This is a genomic window from Herbaspirillum sp. (assembly GCF_017744395.1).
In the GTDB taxonomy this organism is placed as follows: Bacteria; Pseudomonadota; Gammaproteobacteria; order Burkholderiales; family Burkholderiaceae_D; genus Herbaspirillum.
Window position 1 is genome coordinate 169048 of record NZ_JAGIBI010000006.1, and the last position, 20421, is coordinate 189468.

Genomic DNA, 20421 nt, shown 5'->3' on the forward strand with positions numbered 1-20421 from the left:
GGCCATCCATTCGGTCAGGGTTTGGCCAGCGGATATAAAACCAGGCCCGCCACTGCCGCGATGGCGATGATGAACGGTTCCTGCAGCTTCTTGAAGCGCCATAGCAGGATAATGGTGACCAGGGCGATGAGGGCGGTCGGGATATCGATGACGGATCTTTTCGCGATCACGATCACCGAACCCGTGATGGCGCCGATGGCGGCGGCCGTGATGCCGTCGACGAAGGCGATCACTCCCGGCAATTTCCCATATTTCTTGAAATACGGCGCCGGCAGGATCGTGAACAGGTAGCAGGGGATGAAGGTCGCCAGCGCTGCCACGGAGGCGCCCGAAAGGCCGGCAACCAGATAGCCGATAAACCCGACCGTGATGACGACGGGGCCGGGCGTGATCATGGCCACCGCGACCGCATCGACGAACTGCTTGTCGTTGAGCCAGTGGTGCTCGGTGACGACCCCGCCATAAAGGAACGGAACGATGGCCAGCCCCGAACCGAAGACAAAGGCGCCCGCCTTCGCAAAAAACAGGCCGATTTGTACCAGCAGCGGCACATCCAGGGCGGTCAATGCCGCGGCAAAAGGCAGTTGCGAGAGGGCCAGGCCGTTCAAGTTCCCCTTGCCCAGCCACTTGGGCGGCGCACGCAGGAGCCACACCAGCAGCCCGGCGGCGATGAAGATCCATGCGACTTCGGATTCGGTCACGACGGTAATGGCCACCTGCAGCAGGTAGATCGCCCACAGCAGCTTGTCCTTGCCGATGCTCTTTTGCGTCAATTTCCTGGCGCTCATGGCGATGATGCCGATGACCGCCGCGCCGACGCCATAGAATACGGCCTGCATCCAACTGAGCCCGCCGAAATGCAGGTAGGCCCAGCCCAGGGCCACCACCATCAGGAACGACGGCATGACAAAAGCGATGCCGGCAACGGTCGCCCCCAGCACACGATAATGGACGTAGCCCAGGTAAATTCCCAACTGAGCCGCCAGCGGTCCCGGCGCCAACTGCGCCAGGGCCAGCCCTTCCTTGTAGTCGGCATCGCCGATCCACTGCCGTTCTTCGACCAGGTCGCGGTGCATGTAGCCGACCAGCGCAACCGGGCCGCCGAAACCCAGGGCGCCGAGGCGCAGCATGTAGAGCGCCATTTGCCAGAGGGTGTAAGGCGGCTTTTCAGCGGTGGGGCTCATGGCGTTTCCTTGTTGTAGTGGGCGTAGAGGGAATCCAGGATGGCGCCGGCTTCGGCCAGGAACGCATCGTCGTCCGGCAGGCGTGCGCGCATGCCGGCCAGGATGGCTTCGAACCCGACCGCCTCCGGCGGCGCCTCGCCCCCGGCATCGAGCGCATGGACAAGCGCGGCCAGTTTTGCCATGCCGGCGGAGGGAGGTAACTGGAAACTGGCGGCCAGCACTTCAAAGGTCACCTTGTCGCCGATGTGCGTGAAGGTCGCGTCGTTGAAATCGAATCCCAGCGCATCGGCCGGGCAATCGGCCGGGTTGTCCAGCCACAGGAATCGGGCCTGGGGATCGATGAAGCGCCGGATCAGCCAGGCGCTGGCGACCCGATCCACCCATAATCGGCGCCGCGTCGCCCATGTGCGTCCCTGGTAATCCCGGACCTGCAGTGCCCGGATGTCCCGCTCTTGCCGCTGCGGTTCGTCCGGCGACAGGATCAGGTTGGCCTGCTCGACGAAATCGGCCCAGGCGGCATTGGCGTCCAGGGTTGCCGCGCCGGGGAAAAAATCGATGCGCGTTATCGCCTCCCGTTCCTTGGCCAGCTTCTTGAGCACCCTGGCAATGTCGGCGGGCGTCTGCGACGCCAGCGATTTTTTGGCTGCGGCCACCATCTCCAGGAATTGGCCGTATTCCCTGGCGCGATCGAAGCGCGCCAGGAAGGCAAGTTCATCTTGCTCGTTTTGAGGCGCCACGTTGACCAGCCAGGCCTCGCCGCCTTCGGCATTGGTCTGCGCGACCAGCTCGGCCAGGGTAGCGGCATGCCCCGGTCGTTCGGGGAGGAGGTAGGCGCCGTCCCGCAACGATGCGCAGCCCAGCGCCTTGATCGCCCGCCAAAGGCGCATGCGGGCGGTGGCTCCGGTTGTGGGCAGACTGGCGATGAGCAGGTGCCAATGAGTCGATACAGAGTTCATGTATATAACTCTACATCTTGTAATGACAATTACAAGTTAACTTTTATCTTGTTGTGTTTATGCAAACCGGCTCTTGGTGTGCGGTATGGCTTCCAGCGGTGGAGCAGGGAAGGATTGGCTGGCGCATGCGGAGAAGCGCCTGATGCCACGGGCCTTCCAAAAAAGAAGGCAGGGTTGAGCAAATTATCTTGCCAGGTAATTTGAATTCAGACGTTTCTCGTTTTTTAGGCGATACATCCCGTGATCCGCTTTCGACAGCAAATCTTCAAGCGACTGGCCATCTTCGGGATATCTGGCCTGGCCGATGCTTGTAGTGATGCTCAGTGATTTTCCTGCGATGAAAAAGGGGCTTGCAAAAGCGTCGGTCACCTTATCGCAGATCGCCGAGATATCCTGGTGCGTAATGAATTCTGCAACGACGACAAATTCATCGCCTCCCATCCGTGCGATCGTGTCGTGCTGGCGCAGCTTTTTGGAAAGACGAAGGGCTATCTGTCTAAGTAAAAGATCCCCGGCGGCATGGCCGAAATTGTCGTTGATCATCTTGAAGCAGTCGAGGTCGAGGAAGAGAACGACAAAGCAACCCTGTTCTCTTTGCGCCTTGGAGATCGCCTGCTTGAGTCGATCCGTCAAAAGCAATCTGTTGGGAAGTCCGGTCAACCCATCATAGAGGGCGAGTTTTTTCAGTTCTCCATTGGCTTGGTTGGACTGCTTCAACTCGAAGGCCAGGAGATTGCGTTCTTTCGTGGTGCGAATCAGCCTGGCGTAGGTTACTAACCAAAACATGAAAACAAAACCGAGACCGATTAAATAGACCGCCAGATTGTTATCCATCCCAAACATAAAAGATTGCACTTTCTTTTGCGCCGACACAAATGAAGCCTTTGCCGTAAATGTTCCTGATTTCGAACTTGGAGCCGCTGAGCCGCTCTAGTTTTTTCCTGATCCGGTAAATAATGGTATCGATCCGATGAGGATCAAAAATATCTGCAGCCATGTTGAGGGCATGCAAAAGGCTCTCTGAGCTGACAGGGACGTGCGGGCTCAGGAACAAGGTGGTCAATACCGCGCATTCCCTGTCGCTTAGCGTGATACGTTCATTCCCGGGGCTGACCAGGATGCCGTTGTGACGATACAGGCGCCACGCCTCGTGAGTGTCGAGAGCCGGGGCCGGGAAAATATGAAGGCGCCGCAGGCATGAGCGAACCGTCGCGAGCAGAATGGAATCTTTGATCGGCTTGTGGAGAAAATAATCGGCGCCATCATCCAGCGCCTTGGCATGATTCGCTTTTTCAAAATTCTCGGCGATGACTACGATCCCCAGCATGGGGAATTTTTGGCGCAAGTTGGCGATCAGCGGCAGGAAATCCCCCGTAATTCCAGAAGCCTCAACGACTACGATTGATGGCTTTTTTTTTGAATCTCAAGATTCAATTGAGAAGCAGAAGCGACAGATCTCATGGGAAGCCCCATGGTATGAAGAGCTTTTCGTATGCTCGCTGATCCCCCGTCCGGATGCTCTACGATTAAGACAGCCACGTCGATTTACATCCCCAAATCGAATTGCAGTTACTGACGCTCTCACAGGGTGAGGCTTAACTTAACTATTAGTTACGTTATACAGCCTTTTGTCAGGGATACTTTCACAAAAAATCTCAATATTTTTCTTGTGTGGAAATATTCAAGGGGGCGCGGCTAGTGAGTGAAACCTATGGCCTGCTTTGCGTACGTGACGGACGTGGAGTCGGTGACTGTTTAATTGCATTTAAAACTGGCCCACTTATCGTAATGTGACCGTTCTGCTTTTAGCAGAGCCCCTTCCCCTAATAGGAGCTGCCTCTGGCCTTTCCAGACTTCCTCCCGATAGCTTATGGAAGGCTGGAGGCATTTTTAATAATGGTGATTAGGTTGATGTTTTGCTACGGCAGAACAAGTCCCACCGTCAGTCCCTCATCCTCCTGCGACCGAGCCGTCATCCTCCCACCATGCGCAGAAACAATGCGTTGCGTGAAGTGATACCCCAGGCCGCTCCCTTTCTTCCCTATAGACGACGCCGCGCGGAAATACGGTGTACCAAGCCGTGGCAATTCATCCGGCTCGACTCCCGGCCCGTGATCTTTCACTTCGATGCGTAATCCCTGTTCGCTCTGCTCGGCGATGACTTCCACCGGACTATCTTCCGGCGAGTAACGCAAGGCATTCGCCAGCAGATTGCCGATCGCCACATTCATCAACGTCACGTCAAGCGAATGACGGGCATCGTCAGGCGATACCCGGAGGGCGATACGTCGCTCCGCTGCTTCTCCTTGTTGACGAATAGCGTTTTCGAGGAACGGGCGGATGGCGCATTCCTCGCGCGAGAGGGGGAGGCCGCCGTGTTCGAGTGCTTCTGTCATGAGGAAGTTATCGACGAAGCCTGAGAGCGTTGTGACGTTGGCGCGTATTTGCGACAGGCGTTCGGCTTCGGGTGGCGGTAGCGTGGGCGTTTTGAATTGGACCATCTGCGTCGCGCGGTCGATGGCGGCGAGCGGGTTGCGGAATTCGTGCGATAGCATGGCGACGAAGCGCCGTTGTTCCTCGGTGCGCTGAGCGGCGACGGCGGCTTCGTGTTCGGCTGTGGTTTTGTCGTGTTGTAGCTGACGCAGGCGCAGCGCCAGACCGAAACTCATCACCAGCACATGGATTAACGGCGCAATTTGGTAAAGATAGGAAGTTACCACGCCCTGCGGCAGGTAGCCTTGATTGGCGGCGTTGTTGATGAGCGTGCCGAGTGCCGGAATGACGAAAGCGACAAAGTAGAGCAGCAGTTCGACCCGGCGGCTGCGCCGCCAAAAGACGAGTGCCAGCACGATGCCGATAAAGAAATTCAGACTGTTGAGAACGTTCGCCAGCTTGACGACATAGAGCAGGGATGCCGTCACCAGGAAAGGCATCACTGCGAAAAGCAACAGCGCAAGATTGAGAAAGATGGTGAACAGGAACAGGCGGTGAATGCGCCGGAAGTGCTGCCGTAAATCGAGCAGCTTGTCCCACAACAGTGCAATGGAAATCGATCCACCCAGCCAGCCGATCCGCGGCAAGGCATCGCTGAACCAGGACTGATGCGAAGTCAGCAGCACCGGCAGATAGCCATTGCTCCCCAAGTGGAAGAGCGCCATCGATGCCGCGTAGCCGGCGTAGGCGGCCATGGTGACGTCACGCAGTCGTATGCCGAGGATTGCGTACAGCAGCACGGCAATGAGCAGGATGCCGAAATATGCGCCGCGATAAAAATTCCCCTTTGTTTCGTTGGCGACGAAGGCACTCGGCTGCCAAAGCTCGGCGCTGACGTTGATGGCGTTGGTCGTTCGCACACGGAAGAGCACCTCGGTGACGGCGGATGGCGAGACGTCGACGGGTACGGCGAACAGCCGCGTCTGCAAGGGACGGTTTTCATAGGGGCGGTGATAGCCCAGTTCGTGCTTGATGAAAGCGCCGTTCAATTGTTCGACCCAGACATCGACCTCTTCCAGCTCCGGCATGCCGATGGACAGTACCCAACGTGGTGGTGCGTCGGCATCGCGCGTCAGGATGATGCGGAACCAGTGATCGTTCGTGTCGTAGCCTAGACTGCGAAAATCCGGCAGCGTCGTAAAGCGCTCTTGCCGTATTGCGTCGAAAGGGAGGGGCCGGTTTTTGGCCTCGAAGTGCTCCAGATGTCCCCGCAATGACACTTCGGGCGCATCCTTCGTCAGCTGCACGGCAACAGCCGGTAGCGTCGCGAGCAACATCCACAAGGCAACCAGCCACCGCTTCATGCCATCACCTCGCATGGCCCGATAAACGTATACCCCTTACCGTAGCTTGGACGAACAGGCAGATCGATACCGCACGCGGTTTGCACCTTGCGCCGCAAACGGCTTGCCGTGTTGTCCAGATTGCGCAGGTTGGACAAGGTATCCGCTTTGCCCAAGGACTTCAGCAGCGCATTGCGTTCGATGGCCTGTCCCGGACATGCGAACAACGCCGCCAGCAGACCGACTTCGGCATGCGTCAACTCCAGCACAGTGCCATTCGGCGCCGTCAGTCGCCACTGCTTCACATGCAGCAGCCACGCCCCGTTGTTCGCAGCGATAGCGGCATCGTTACTGCCATGGCGCGGCTCCAGCCGCCGCAACACGCTATGGCAGGCCGCCTCGATCACCTCCAGCGAGCTGCGCTTGGAAAGGAAGACATCTGCCCCGGCATCCAGTCCCAGCACATGGTCGTCGTTCGAGTCGAATGCCGTCAGCATGAGGATACCTACCGACTCTCGTGCACGCACCCGCCGTGCTACTTCCAGTCCGCCGATGCCAGGCAAGCCCACGTCCAGCAGCAGCAAATCGAAACGCTGCGCCGGCCAGGCACTTAAAAATTCCTCCGCGCTTGCAAAACCACGCGCAGTAAAGCCACGCATCTGGAGAAACTCCACCAGATCGGCGAGCAGGCCGGGATTGTCTTCGACTACAGCGACGAGAGGAGAGAGCGAGGGCATGAATGCTCACTTGGAAAGAAGAGGTCGGGGCCAATTGTAAACCGATGCATTCATCAATCTCCACTGTCATTCCTGCCTGCGTGGGAATGACAGCGGTATTTATGAAATGCGTTTGTTAAAACGCCAGCTGCGCCCGGAACAACGCCCGCGCACCATTCTCACCGCCCACATCCCGCTTGAGCGGCCACGCCGCCGTCACATTGAACGTCAACGCAGGATTCCAGTTCATCGCAATACCCACACCGATGCTGCTCAAGTGAATGTTCGACGCGCCCTGGCCGTTGGTGGAGAGCCAGGCTTGGTCCTGGAATACGAACGCATCCAACTGGGCGTCGCTCACTTTCCATGCCGGCGCGTGCAGCTCGTTCTTCAGCACCAGACCGCTGTCGCCGAAGGCGCCGGACTCCGGATAGCCGCGCACGGCTTGCGCACCGGCGCCGGCGAGCATCTCGCTGCCGAGCAGCGGCACGTTGGCATATTGCGCATTGGCGCTGATGTTCCAGTGCAGCTTGGCCGGCAGGTTTTGGGAGTGTTCGACGTCGAGCCGGAAATAGGCATAGCGCGCGGGTGCACCGGCACGAGATCCGTCAAAGGCGGAGTCCCTGTTGTCGTGTACCAGGCCGCCCGGACTCAGCACGAGGCGCGGCGACAGGGAGCTGGAGTTGTCGGCGGTTTCGCGGTTCAACGTATAGAGCAGGCTCAGTTGCGTGATCTTGGTGCTGTTGTTCACGACTGGGATGCTCGCGAAATCGAGATTGTTGTCCGCGTATTTGAAATCGAGATCGGCACCGAACTCCTGCTTGAGCAAGACATGCTCGTCGCGGATCGCCGTCAGCGGGATGCGGTATTGCGTGCCAAGTTGCCAGCTTGTGCCGGTCTGATTGAAGAGCGGTCCCATGTCGGGCGTGGTTTTCGACCAGGCACCGGAGAAACCCAGTGTATGCCGCCAAGGCAGGTTGGTCAGATAGTTGAGCGAGTGCGTGATGCTGCGGTGGAAATCGGGATCGGCCTTGAACTGATAGGAAAGTTGGTCGCCGCGGCCAAAGGCATTGCCCCAATTGAAGCCCGTGAAGATGCGTTCCTCACCGGTATTTTTTGTGCCGCTGTTGTCCGCGCCGGCGAAGATCCGCAGTGGACGCTTTTCGCGCACGCGCAAGGCCAGCCGTGTACTGTCCAGTGCGCTGCCAGCTTCGGCAGCGAGCGTGGCATTGCGGAAGGGATTGCGGTTGATCCAGTCGATGTCTTCCTGCAGCGCGGTCTCGTCCAGCAGCGCGTTTGGCTGCTGGCGAATCCACGTCAGGTAAGACGCCGGTCTGAAGTACTCCGCGCCCTCCACCTTCATCGCACCTTCCATCACGGCCTGGCGCACTACCACTCGCACCACGCCGTTGGTCAAGTCTTGCGGCGGTAGCCAGACCGAGACGAAATTACGACCCTGCTCGTGCAGCAAGCGACTGATGCCGTCGGCCAGGCGGCGGAGGGATGCCAGCGATGCGGATTGACCGACGGCCTGCCGCAAGTAATCGCCGATCGCGTTCGATTGCGCCAGAGGCGTTGCCGTCGTATCCACGCCGCTCACAACGCGTTGCAACGACGCCGGGCTCGTGTCCGGTACGAGGACGATGCCTTTGATGGTGGTGAGCACGATAGCTTCATTCGCAGCGGGCAAGGGCGATAGTGGCGCCGATTCTTTGGCGGCGGCCTCTGCCGGCGCCAAAGGCCGCACGACAGGTGGCGCGGCATTACGCAGATCCTGAGCGTGGATGGAGTAAGCGCAGACTAGAGATGTGGCCAAAGGCAGCAGGCGCAGTGCGCCGTGATGGGAGAAGAGTGTCATTGTGGCTTCACTCCCAGGCTTGTTCCTAGCAATGCGGTCATGGCTGTGCCCAGTTGCAGGAGGTTGTCCGGATTGCTCAGGTTGAGCCCATCTAAAGTCTGTATGGATTTGTTGGCTGCCTTGTACGCGACGTAGCGATCGTAGTTCTTCGTGGATTCAGCTACCTTTATGCCCTCCATTACGGACATGATGACGGCCCCTACGACGATGCCGGCGACCGAGGACGAGCTCGTTATCGCTGCCGATGTTGTATAAAATGCGGTCCCCCCTTCTGCAACCGAGACGGCGATGACTCCCGCGAGTGTGCCGCCGAGTGCCGCTGCGCTCGGAATGCTGCCACCGATGAGGGCCGCATCAATCTGGTCGGTTGCCACCTTGACGTAAGCCGTCCCTACGAGGTCGGGAATGTTGGGGGCGGTAAAGGCCGACGTCATCAAGCCACTGGCGTTGTCCTGCGAGGCTTGCGCCATGATGGCGTTGTATTGGGCATCCATGGACGCGATGGTCTTGCTGCGCTGATCGTTGATAAGTTGTACCAATGCCGCCTCGGTCGCTGGCGACAGCTTGCCGTTCTTGAGTTGCTGCGTCATCGTCGCCGTGATCAGGGGCATGAAAGCTGAGACCGTCGCCGCATCGCCACTCAGCATCTTTTGCAGCAGCGCGTCGAAATCCCCAGCGGACAGTGCTGCCAACTGATCTCTCAGTTCCTTCGGCATCCTATTCAAGATGGTCTTGGCCGCATCGCCGTCGGCACCGCCTTGCTTGGCTCTCTCCAGAAGCGATTTCACCGCCGTAGCCAAGGCGTCGCCATCGGGGAATGCCTGATCGACCAGATATTTGACGGGCGGCGGGGCGCCAAAAGGAACGCCCGCGGGTTTGAGCGCCGGATTGAGGTTGAGATTGGTCGGCTGTTCCACGTTTACCGTCTGGGGATCGATGGTCACGTTAGTGTTGATGAGCGTGTTGTTGTTCAGCGTGAGGGGTGGTAGAGGATCGACGGGGAGCGCGCTGCGTGTTGCGGTTCCGGGTTGAATGACCGGATCGTAGTAGCGCAGTACATCGGCCATGCTGCTGCCCGCGCTTGGTTGGATGGAGGATGTTGTCGTCTGGGTCGGAGAAACCACCATTTGTGTCTTGGTCACGTCGCTCCACTGGCTGACAAGTGTGGGGACAGTGCTCGTCACGCCGAATTGCGGGCCGCCTGGGAGCGGTGTGTTCAGCGGCGTCAGGACAAGGATGCCGTTGCTGTCGTAACGCCTGACCATGAAGGATTCGATCCAGCCGGGATGGGATGTCTGGAAATCGGCATCCGACAACACGTTGTAGTTGCCGGTGATGGTGATGGGCCGGCGCAGCACCGTCACCGTGGGTACGCCGGTCAGCGTGGAGACGTAGTAGTTGTTGCCGACGTTGGTCGATGTGCCGATGTGATGGATGCCGGGTGCGGCGGTGATGCCGTCCGCGTCGATGAAGGCCACTTTGCCTGCGGTGCTGGCGGTATCCCAGGACATGTAGCCGGTGGCTGTGTAGGCGAGGTTGGGATTGAGCTGATCGCCCCAGAGGATGGAGGCCGGGATGGAAGTCGGATCAACCGTCACCGTCAGCGGGGCGCGCGTGATGGTCAGCGTGCCGGGGTGGAACGTGACGGCGTAGTTGGCGAGATTGGCGAAGCCGGTGTTGCCGGGATTGACGGCGGCGGTGATGGAGTAGGTGCCTGCGTTCGACTGCTGCGTGGCGAGGCTGGTGGCTGTCCAGTAAGTGTAGGCATCGCCGTCAACCGCATTCTGGATGGAGAGGGTGAATGCCGGATTGGCGCTGCCGTATGTGCGGCTGAAGCTGTCCATGAACACATTGAGCGGACGCTGTGTGACGGTGAGCTGGCCGGGTACGAAATTGAAACCGTAGGTGCTGGATGACAGGGAGCCTTGGCTGATGTTGATAGTGTAGGTGCCGACGCCCGACTGCATGGTCGCCGTGGTCGAGAGCGTGGGCGCTCCTGTGACTTCGTTGGCGAGCACGTCGCCGGTCTGCAAACCGCTGATTGAATATGCCAGTGTCGGATTGTTGTCGCCATACACCTTGCTCAGATTGTTCGCGCTGTACGTCAGTTGCAAGACGCCATTTGCCTGGCTGAATAAGAAGCGGTTGACAGTGTCGCCGCTGAAGGTGCTGGGCGGATGACTGTCATAGGTGCGGCCAAAGACGCTCGTACCGGTCAAACTGCCCTTGTTGGTGCCGGCTTGCGTACTGGTATAAATGAGGTAACGTAGGTTGCCGCTGATGGCATTGCTGCCGGCGGCGTTGATGAAGTTGCCGCCGGTCGAGGCCAGCACGATATTGGCCGTTCCGCCGCTGCCGGTGTTGCCGAGTTGCGTGCCCGCTTCCAGCGTGAGGTCACCCGGTGTCACGATGTTGACCGGGCCGGATTGGGCATCTTGCAGCATGACATTGATGCCGCCGTCGTGGTTGACGATGTCCACTTGACCGAGATTGCCGGTGCCGATGCTGCGCACGGCGCCGATGGCATTGTTGCTGCCCCGCGTGACCATGCCGTTGATGTTGCCGTTGCGCAGGTCCAGCTCCAGAGTGCCGACACGGAGGTCACCGTAGGCCACGAAATTACCGGTATAGGAAAGCGGATCTTGCACATAACCGCTCGGTGCAGCGGCGGGGTTGACGCCGTAGCGCAAGGTCCTCGCCGTAATGGTGTTGCCCGTGCTGAGCGTGGCGCCGCCGTCAATGGGGTTCTCCACGCCGCTGGGAACGAATGCAGAACGGCCGGCTTGAAGATCGAGCGTGCCATTGGGCGCCGTGATGTCGGCGTTGATGTTGATGGCGTTGCCGGCTTTCAGCGTCAGCGTTGAAGCGGTGTTCCAGCTCAGTGAACTACTGACTGTGATGTTGCCGTTACCCTGGGCGGGATTGAACCCCGAGGTCTCCAGCAAATAGTTGGCGCTGGCGAGACCACTCTTGATGTCGTCGGCGGCGATCTGGTTGCTGCCGGTGACCGTGCCGACGACCTCGATCTGGTCGGGATCGAGCAACACCGTGCCTGTCTTGCCGGCTTTGGCGCTCAGATCGATCGGGCTGCCCGGACGGAAGCCCAGAGCGTGCTTGCCCGATACCTCGACGAAGCCGCCATCACCTCCCTGTTCGCCGCCGCGCGCGGCGATGCTGCCGGCAAAGCTGGTGTTCTGATCCGACCACACGACGACGCGACCGCCATTCCCCTGCGTAGCCACTGCGCTGGCATCCATGCTGGCATTGGCGGTGACGATGGTCTGGCTAGCGTTGGCGACGTCCTTGTTCGCGCCGTGGGTGTCGCCGCCGACGAGGATGGTGCCGCCGGAGCCGTCGCCGTTCTGCGCGCCGAGCTTACCGTTCTGGCGTACCGTGCCGCCATCGGCGGTGAGGACGATGCGTCCGTCAAGGTTGCTGACGCCGGTGGCGCGGATCACGCCGCTCTGATTGATGGCGAGCGCGTACAGGTTGCCGCCGGCGGCTTCCATGCGTGCTTGCGCGGCTTCGATCAGGCCTGTGTTGGTGACGCCGGTTGCGGTGCCGGCTGTGCCATCGTTCGGCAGGCGGACCAGTACGGTGGATTGATTGGCGTTGGCAGCGGTGAGGAATATCTCTTGCCCCGCCAGCAGTTCTGCCTTGCCGTTTGGCGCACTGATGCTGCCTTCGTTGCTGACCGTGTGCGCAACGAGGGCGATATCGCCAGAGGCAGCGTGGATCGTGCCGAGGTTGACGATGCCGGCGCGGCTGTCGCCCTGGAAATGCAGCGAGCCCGCCATGAAGTCGTCGTCGCGGATGTCGAGCGTGGTCGCCATGAAGCCGGCCGCATTGATAACGCCGTTCGGTCCTACGACCACACCGTTGCGATTGATGAGATACAGCGAGCCGGTCGCGGAGAGCTGGCCGTTGATGGAAGAGGGGAGGTTGCCTGTGACCCGGTTCAGCGTCGCGCCGTTGCCATTGTCAAAGCGCACGCTGGCGCCTTTGCCGATGGAAAAATCCGTCCAGTTGAGAACGGCGTTTTTCGATGTCTGGCTCACCAGCATGCTGGTGCCCGATTGCGAAATGCTTGCCTGTCCGCGTACGACGTTGGCGCCGGTCGGCAAGCCACCGGCAAGGGCCATGCCGCTCATCGTGCCGCTTGTCAGCAGCAAGGCTTGCTTCAACGTTCGTGCCGCTTTGCCTCGGTTCTTCTTGCCACGTGCGCGGCCCTGTTCTGCAACGGCAACCCACATGTCGTAGGCCGCGCTCCAAACGAGGCGGTAGATATGGTTCAGGCTGGAGTGTGACATTGAATCACTCAAAGATAGTTTTGACTGCGAGTGATTCTATGAGGGAAGGTGTGTTGTCTCTTTCATCAAATTCTGACGAATGCTGTCAGATTCTGTCATGCAAAAAACAATTGATTCCTGGCGTTTCAAGAACAGCGAAACGATCAGAAAACCATCCACTAGGAGAACTGCAAAGAAAGGAGAAACTGATCTCGTAACCGAAAACTTATTCACAGCCGCGTAACGTTTTACGCATTGACAGGGTGGGGGAAAAATTCGTTGAAAAGTGACGGAATGACCCCTCGGTCTGGACCAGGACTGATCGAAAAACTAAGCCGCTTGCCGAGCGAGTTGTGCTTCGAAATGGTTATTAGTCTTCTCATAATTGAAGCACGTCAGCACCTTTGCGCAAGGTATCCAGATAATCCGCCCAGCGTTGCGTCATCCTCTTGCGTTCGGGGAAGTAGGACGTACGGTTGTAGGCGCGACCATTAATTCAGCGGCATCGCAGTCGATATCGGCTACCGAAGCATCAAAAAACAAAAGGAAATGGCCCCATCGGGGCCATTTCCTTTTGTTTGGTGGAGGCGGCGGGAATCGAACCCGCGTCCGCAAGCACTCTACAGACAGTTCTACATACTTAGTGCTGTCATTTGATTTAACCCGGCCGACGCGGACGCACACGCTGCGGCAAGGCTAGTCACCTTAAATTTAACTTCGGTCCAAGTGACCCGTTCCGAAGCGATTCTCTGTAAATGACTCCACTGCTGTTGCCAGCCCACCCCAGAGACGAGATGGTGTGGAGCTAGCCGGGATTAAGCGGCCAGTGCGTACGAGTTATCGTTAGCAGTTATTTAAGTTCTGACTGTATTTACGAGGTGATCAGGCCTCGGTATGCCCTGTTCTGCTTTGCAACCCACGTCGAAACCAAGTCGCCCCCGCAGAAGGTGAATTATAACCTACTGTAGGGGCGCTTCCGGTTTTATCAAGCCCGCAGGCGCAACTTTGGCTCCGTCATTCGATGCCGAGGTCGACCCGGGTGGTGGCTTCCTTGTCCGGGATGCCGTCGGCGTTGAGCTTGGGGGCGATCAGGAAGATGCGTTCCGGCGGAATCGCGCTTTGCTCCTGCAGGTAGCTGCGGACCTGGTCGGCACGGCGCTGGGCCAGGTTGCGCAGGTCGTCTGGCGTGACTTCGGTGTTGTCGACGATCAACTTCTGCATCTCTTCCGGCGGCAGCGATTTGGTCAGGCCGATCATGTTGCGCGGTTTCTTGAACTTCCCATCCTTGTAGACCCGCTCCATATACTTGGCGCGTTCGGCGTCGCCGATCTGCACCGGGCCGGAGGGCTGGCCTTCCTTGTCGATCAGGTCCTTGCGCTTGAGGGAGCGCATCTGGCGGTTCAGGGATTCTTCGCGCAGGCCCTGGTCGTCGATCTTGGGATCGACGCGGCCGGTGATGTCGAGTTTGATGCCGGGACGTTCGGTGAGGACGTGGCCCAGGGCGTCGAGCTTCTTGCGGATTTCAGGCGTGATCTCGGACGAGCCCGGCTTGAATTCGATGTAGTGCAGGTCGCCGATGTTGTCCGACCCGCTGAACATCGAGCCGATCAGGGCGAACGGCGAGGTGACGGCCTTGACGATCAGGTTCACGAACACGCGCAGGATGATGCCGCCGACCGAGAATTGCGGGTCGGAGAGCGAACCGGAGATCGGCAGGTTCAGGTTGATGTTGCCGTTGCGGTCCTTGAGCAGCGAGACCGCCAGCATCACCGGCAGCTTGGTGGCGTCGGGGCCGTCGATGTGCTCGCCGAAGGTGAGCTGTTCGATGCGCACGTCGTTTTCGGCGACCAGCTTGTCGTTCTCGATCTTGTATTGCACATCCATCGACAGCTTGCCCTTGGTGATCGGGTAGCCGGCGTACTTGGCCGAGTAGGGTGTCAGGCGCGGCAGCTGCACGCCGTTGGCGCTGGCCTTGATGTCGAGGAACATGGGCTTGAACAGCGGGTTGAGCGAGCCGGAGATCTGCAGCGGGGCGTCGTTGTCGATCTTGCCGCTGATGTTGACCGGCGCCGGTTGCGGCTTCTCCGACGAGATCTCGCCGATGGTGCCGGCCAGGTCGGTCATGTTGGCGGTGTAGTTCGGCTTGACGAAGTTGTCGGTGTAGTTGATGTTGCCGGCGGCCAGCACGACTTGCCCGATGCGGATGACAGGCGCATTCGGGGCGGGGGCAGCGGCGGTGACCGGGGCGCTGGAGGTGGTGGTTTTTTGCTCGGTGACGGAGGCTTGGCCTTTCTGGTCCTTGCCGTCCTGCTTGTCGGCATTGGTGATCGAGCCTTGCGATTTGGCATCGGCAACCAGGATGTCCTGCAGGTTGAGCCGGCCTTTGTCGGACAGGATGGCGCGCGCGTAGAAGTTGCTCAGCGCGATCTTGTCCAGCGAGATATTTGCGCGTTCGCCCAGCTTGGCCTGGATGCCGGTGATGTCGAGCGCGCGCCAGCGCAGGAAGTCGGTGGCGGTGACCTTGTCTTGCATGCGCAGGTTGGCCAGGGCGGCGCTGCCGTTGTAGCTGAGCGCGAATTTCTGCTGCTCCAGCGGCGGCGTGACGGCCAGCTTGCCCTTGGCGCTGAGCAGGCCGCTGGTCAGCGCGACGTTGAGCACATTGGAGAAGTAGCCCTGGAAGGGGGCTATCGGCAGGTTTTTCGCATCCAGGTTGAGGTTGATGTTCTTGAGCTGCGGGGCGGCCTGGCCATTGATGTCGAGTTTGCCGCTCTTGTCGAACTGCGCTTGCAGGCTCAGCTTGGTGTTCTGGTCCAGCTTGCTGGAAAGGTTCTGCACTTGCAGGTTGATGCCTTGGATCTTCAGGCGGGACTTGGGGCCGGCGGATGTATCTTCGAAGTTGATGCTGCTGTCGGCCAGGCTGAAGCTGTTCAGGCGCGCCACCCATTGCGGGGCGGGCGCGCCGCGGGCAGCCGCTTTGCCGACGGCTTCCGGCGCAGGTGCTGTTGCGGCGGGCGCGGCGGGTGTTGCCGCCTGCAGTTTCTGCACGTTGAAGCTGCCGTCGTCTTCGCGCCGGATATCGCCGGCCAGGCCGCTGATGCGGATGGCATCGGCCTGCGCCTGATGCGCGGCCATATCGAGCGAGGCGTTTTGCAGCGCTATCGATTTCACCGTGATGGCGTTGGGGCTCTTGGTTTTGGGCGTCAGCTTGAGGTTGGCGAGGTCGAGGCCGGTGTCGCCGAGTTTGAGTTGCTGGTCCTGGAACTGGATGGTGGAGGCGCCGGACAAGGAGCCGGAGACATTGGCGGCCAGCGAGCGGTTCAGGTAGTTCTGGTAGCCGGCGATGTCGATGCCTTCCAGCGTCAGCTTGCCGTTGAGCTGGGGCTTGAGCGGCGCGATGGCGCCGTCGAACGCCAGCTTGCCGTGGCCGTTTTCGACGAGGGAGATTTTGAGTGCCGCGGGCTTGGCATCGGCGGCGGTCGAGATCTGTTCGGCGTCGACGCTGAGCTGGCCCAACTGCACGTTTTGCGCGGGCGAGGCGTTGGCTTCGTCGCGCCAGTTGATTTCGCCATCGCGTACGCTGAACTGCTGCACCAGGATGACGGCATCCTTCTTTTCCGCAGTGGCGGGAGCGGGGGCCGGCGTCGCTGCCGCGCTGCTTGCCTTGGCGGCCTTGGCCGGTTTGCCGGAGGCCAGCGCCCGTACCCAGTTGATCTCGCCATGGGCGTTCATCGCAGCCCACACTTGCGGCGCTTCCAGGCTGACTTGCGCGATCTCGCCGCTGGCGTTGAGCACGTCGAACTGCTTGATGTTGGCGGCCAGTTTCCGGGCCTTGAACAGTTGTCCCTGGCTCTTGTCCTGTACCGAAACGTCTTCCAGCGCGAGTTCACCGCTCAGGGCGACTTTGGGCTGGTCGCCGGCGCGCACGAAGTTCAGGTCCAGCTTGGTCGAGAGCTTGGCGCTTTGCAGGATGACCGGCAACTGGGCCGGCACGAAAGGCAGGTAGCTGACCACATCGAGCTTGTCGATGTCGATGGCGAAGTTCGATTCCTGCGAGCTGGCGAACGGTTTGCTGCGCCCTTGCAGGCGGAAGGGGGTGCCGTTGATGTCGGCCGCGAGATGGGGCTGCACGAAGCTGTCGATATTGCCGGACAGGTTGGAGATGAAAGGCAGGCCGATCTGCAACGCCTTGATGTCGATGTCTTTTCCGGTGACCTTGTCTTCGAAGCGGATCTTGCCGTCTTGCAGTTGCACGTTGGCCAGCGAGAATTGGGTCTTCGAATCGCTCTTGGGCATGGCGTCGATGCGTTCGAGGATGTCGGAGAAGTTGTAGTGGCCGATGCCGTCGGCATCCAAACGCACCACGTGCAGGTCGGGCGCGGTCAGCTTGATTTCGTCGAGTACCGGGGCCAGGCGGAAGAGCGAGGTGGAGGAGGCGTTGACCACCAGGCTTTTCGCCGAGAAGAAGGGGGTCTTCTGGTCGGGTTCGTACAGCGTGACATCGGAGACGGTCAGCGCCAGCCGGAAGGGATTGAATGCTACAGCGCCGATATCGATCTTGCGGCCGATCTTTTCCTGGGTCTGTTCGATGGCGATCTTTTTGACGAAGGAGGGCAGCGTCAGCCAACTGACGGCGGCCAGGACCAGCATGACCGCCAGGAACCAGGCAAACCATTTGAGCGGGCGGCGAAAACGCGGTTGCGATTGCCAGTTTTTGATGGTTGCTGCGATGCCTGGATTGGCCATGTTGGAGGTTCCTTCTCGATGCGACCGGGCGGCGGGGCGCTGCTCAGACAGGCGGGCGGCGCCGCTGCGGTCACGATTTTGTTCTGTATGCGAAGAGCGGATGCGGCACGGATGGCCGCCTGCATCATTCTAATGCGACAGCTGCGGGCTTGGAATGAAAATCGGCTGCATGGAGCAGCCGATTGGTGGAGGCATTGGCCGGCATGCGCGGCGATCAGATGGGCGCGGGTTCCAGCAGCTCCAGCAGTTTTTCCGGCGCGTGCAGCAGCGCATCGGCATCCCAGGAGGCCGGCTCCGTGTGTCCGCAATAGCCCCAGGCGGCGGCGACGGTGGGCATGCCGGCGGCCTTGCCGGCTTGCACGTCGCGCAAGTCGTCGCCGACATACCAGCAATCCTCCGGCGCCAGTTGCAGGCGCTTGGCCGCTTCCAGCAGCGGGGCCGGGTGCGGCTTGGGGTGCGGGGTGGTGTCGCCGGACACCACGCAGGCTGCATGGCCCAGGCCGATCTGCGGCACCAGCGCATCGGTGAAGCGCGCCGCCTTGTTGGTGACGATGCCCCAGGCGATGCCGCGCGCTTCCAGTTGGGCCAGCATGGCGGGGATGCTGTCGAACAATTTGCTGTGGGTGACCATGTTGGCTTCGTAGCGCTCCAGGAAACGCACCCGCAGCGCTTCATATTCCGCGTGGCCGGGGTGGATATCCAGCGCCGCGCCGATCAGGCCGCGCGCGCCGGCTGATGCGACCGGGCGCAGCACCTCGTAAGGCGCCGGTTCCAGGCCGTGTTCGCTGCGCAGGAAATTGGCGGCGGCGGCGAGGTCGGGGGCGGTGTCGGCAAGTGTGCCGTCGAGGTCGAACAGGATCGCGCGCGGTGGGCGTAGTGGCATGGTGCGAAGCAGGAAGAGGATGAGGTTGGATGGAAGGACGCCGCGCGTGTTGCGGCGTCCGGCAGTCGATGCGGCTTAGGCCAGCGGTCGGGTACAGGCGACCAGGTAGTTGACGTCGGTATCGTTGTTGAGCGAGTAGATCTTGGTCAGCGGGTTGTAACTCAGGCCCTTGAAGCCGTCGATCTCCAGGCTCGCTTGGCGGATATAGCGCGCCAGTTCGGCCGGGGTGATGAACTTGGCGTAGTCGTGCGTTCCCTTGGGCAGCATGCGCAACAGGTATTCGGCGCCGATGATCGCCAGCAGGTAAGCCTTGGGATTGCGGTTGAGCGTGGAGAAGAACAGCTTGCCGCCAGGTTTGACCAGGGTGGCGCAGGCGCGCACGATGGAGGAGGGATCGGGCACGTGCTCCAGCATTTCCATGCAGGTGACGACGTCGAATTGCCCCGGCTCGCGGGCGGCCATGTCTTCCGCGGCGATCTTTTCATAGCGCACCTGCACGCCGGATTCCATGCTGTGCAGGTCGGCTACCTTCAGGGCCTTGTCGGAGAGGTCGATGCCGGTGACGTTGGCGCCTTTGGCCGCCATCGATTCGGCCAGGATGCCGCCGCCGCAGCCGATATCGAGCACTTTCTTGCCGGCCAGCGGCGCGCGGGTATTGATCCATTCCAGGCGCAGCGGATTGATCTCGTGCAGGGGGCGGAATTCGGAACCGGGATCCCACCAGCGGTGGGCCAGCTCACTGAATTTCTGGAGTTCTTGGGGGTCGGCATTGGTCGCATTCATAGGCGCAATGATAGCCGAAACAGGGGAAGGTGTCGGATGGGGCGAAAGCAAATGGGCATAAAAAAACCCCGCCGAAGCGGGGTTCATTGAAGCCTTGTAGCGTCAATCGATTACTTGCGGGTACCCACAACTTCGATTTCCACGCGGCGGTTCTTGGCGCGGCCAGCTGCAGTCTTGTTGTCTGCGACCGGTTGCGACTTGCCCTTGCCTTCGGTGTAGACGCGGTTAGCTTCGACGCCCTTGGAAACCAGGTATGCCTTGACGGCTTCAGCGCGGCGAACCGACAGCTTCTGGTTGTAAGCGACCGAGCCAACGGAGTCGGTGTGGCCGACGGCGATGATGACTTCCAGGTTGATCGCCTTCAGGTTGCCGACCAGTTCGTCCAGCTTGGCCTTGCCGGCCGGCTTCAGGACAGCCTTGTCGAAGTCGAAGAATGCGTCAGCAGCGTAGGTAACTTTTTCCGAGGTCGGAGCAGCAGGAGCGGCAGCGGCAGGAGCAGCGGTAGTAGCGGCAGCAACCGGAGCAGGCGGCTCTTCGCAAGGACCGTTGGTGTAGGCAGTTTGCCAGCACAGACCGTAACCGCTGCGGGTCACGATGTCACGGCCATCTTGCAGGTAAGCACTGTTCGGGCGGACTTTGATGTCCTTGACTTCCTGAGCGGTGGCAGACAGAGCGATGGCTGCGGACGCAGCAGCGAAGACGAGTTTTGCTAATTTGTTCATGTTTCTCCTCTCGGGTGAGATATCCGCAGATAAACTGCGCTACAAGATTACGACATCAAAAATGAATAATATCATGTGTTCAGGTCGTCACAGCCCCTTGTTCCCTAGGTGCATGCGATGAACTTAGCCGCCATTCTGCCACAGGGATTGCCCTTGAGCGATGCTTGCTATTTGGTCCAGACAACGTTTTTGGGACTGTGTTGTTTCTGCGCAACGTGATTTTTAGGTGTTTTTTTCGCTCCGGAAGAGCTGGGAAAACAGCGATTTTTGCAAGAAAATCCTTATTTTTCATGTAGTTCGCCAAACCTGTCGCAGCGAAAGGGAATTGCATTTCCGGCCCCGCGTCGATGCGAGTGAAAATTCAGGTATCTCCCGATGGCAAGTCCGGGAAAAACAGGTTCCCAAAAAACTTTCCAGAAAGTCCACTTTCGCCCGGATGTTGTTCATTGGAAAAGTGTTCTGATGGAAACTCCCGCCGGCCGTCTTGTTCCGCTACCTACTAATAATAGAT

General features: G+C 59.9%; 12 protein-coding genes and 1 other RNA gene. All 13 read right to left on the reverse strand.

Going from position 1 to position 20421, the window contains the following annotated elements; all coding sequences use genetic code 11:
* Positions 1–14 precede the first annotated feature (14 nt).
* The 13 genes from J7548_RS15675 to ompA all read right to left on the reverse strand — a co-directional run bounded on the left by J7548_RS15675 (position 15) and on the right by ompA (position 19910).
* Positions 15–1184 (reverse strand): chromate transporter, encoded by a 1170-nt coding sequence (locus tag J7548_RS15675; protein ID WP_290975995.1) that lies wholly within the window; start codon positions 1182–1184, stop codon positions 15–17.
* On the reverse strand, positions 1181–2140 hold the full coding sequence (locus J7548_RS15680) for a chromate resistance protein ChrB domain-containing protein (RefSeq protein WP_290975996.1): 960 nt from the start codon (positions 2138–2140) through the stop codon (positions 1181–1183). Before J7548_RS15680 ends, J7548_RS15675 begins: the two co-directional genes overlap by 4 nt.
* A 183-nt stretch (positions 2141–2323) precedes the next feature.
* Positions 2324–2974: a GGDEF domain-containing protein gene (locus J7548_RS15685; RefSeq protein WP_290975997.1), complete on the reverse strand. Its 651-nt coding sequence runs from the start codon at positions 2972–2974 to the stop codon at positions 2324–2326.
* Positions 2967–3467 carry a winged helix-turn-helix domain-containing protein gene (locus J7548_RS15690; RefSeq protein ID WP_290976000.1) on the reverse strand — a complete coding sequence of 167 codons (501 nt, stop codon included), beginning with the start codon at positions 3465–3467 and terminating at the stop codon, positions 2967–2969. The genes J7548_RS15685 and J7548_RS15690 overlap by 8 nt, the downstream gene beginning before the upstream one ends.
* 592 nt (positions 3468–4059) lie before the next feature.
* Complete coding sequence (locus J7548_RS15695; RefSeq protein WP_290976002.1) at positions 4060–5937, reverse strand: sensor histidine kinase; 1878 nt, start codon at positions 5935–5937, stop codon at positions 4060–4062.
* Positions 5934–6653: a response regulator transcription factor gene (locus J7548_RS15700; RefSeq protein WP_290976004.1), complete on the reverse strand. Its 720-nt coding sequence runs from the start codon at positions 6651–6653 to the stop codon at positions 5934–5936. The genes J7548_RS15695 and J7548_RS15700 overlap by 4 nt, the downstream gene beginning before the upstream one ends.
* 115 nt (positions 6654–6768) lie before the next feature.
* Complete coding sequence (locus J7548_RS15705) at positions 6769–8490, reverse strand: ShlB/FhaC/HecB family hemolysin secretion/activation protein (RefSeq protein ID WP_290976006.1); 1722 nt, start codon at positions 8488–8490, stop codon at positions 6769–6771.
* Entirely contained in the window at positions 8487–12800 is a 4314-nt protein-coding gene (locus J7548_RS15710; RefSeq protein ID WP_290976009.1) for an MBG domain-containing protein, read from the reverse strand. Before J7548_RS15710 ends, J7548_RS15705 begins: the two co-directional genes overlap by 4 nt.
* 558 nt (positions 12801–13358) lie before the next feature.
* Positions 13359–13719: a transfer-messenger RNA gene (ssrA, locus tag J7548_RS15715) on the reverse strand.
* Between the two features lie 74 nt (positions 13720–13793).
* Positions 13794–17522, reverse strand: coding sequence for a DUF748 domain-containing protein (locus J7548_RS15720; RefSeq protein ID WP_290976013.1), 3729 nt, complete (start codon positions 17520–17522; stop codon positions 13794–13796).
* Positions 17523–17736: 214 nt separating this feature from the next.
* Positions 17737–18405: an HAD-IIIA family hydrolase gene (locus J7548_RS15725; protein ID WP_290976016.1), complete on the reverse strand. Its 669-nt coding sequence runs from the start codon at positions 18403–18405 to the stop codon at positions 17737–17739.
* Between the two features lie 75 nt (positions 18406–18480).
* Positions 18481–19188 (reverse strand): bifunctional 2-polyprenyl-6-hydroxyphenol methylase/3-demethylubiquinol 3-O-methyltransferase UbiG, encoded by a 708-nt coding sequence (ubiG, locus tag J7548_RS15730; RefSeq protein WP_290976019.1) that lies wholly within the window; start codon positions 19186–19188, stop codon positions 18481–18483.
* A gap of 110 nt (positions 19189–19298) precedes the next feature.
* Positions 19299–19910 (reverse strand): outer membrane protein OmpA, encoded by a 612-nt coding sequence (gene ompA / locus J7548_RS15735; RefSeq protein ID WP_290976022.1) that lies wholly within the window; start codon positions 19908–19910, stop codon positions 19299–19301.
* Positions 19911–20421: the final 511 nt, after the last annotated feature.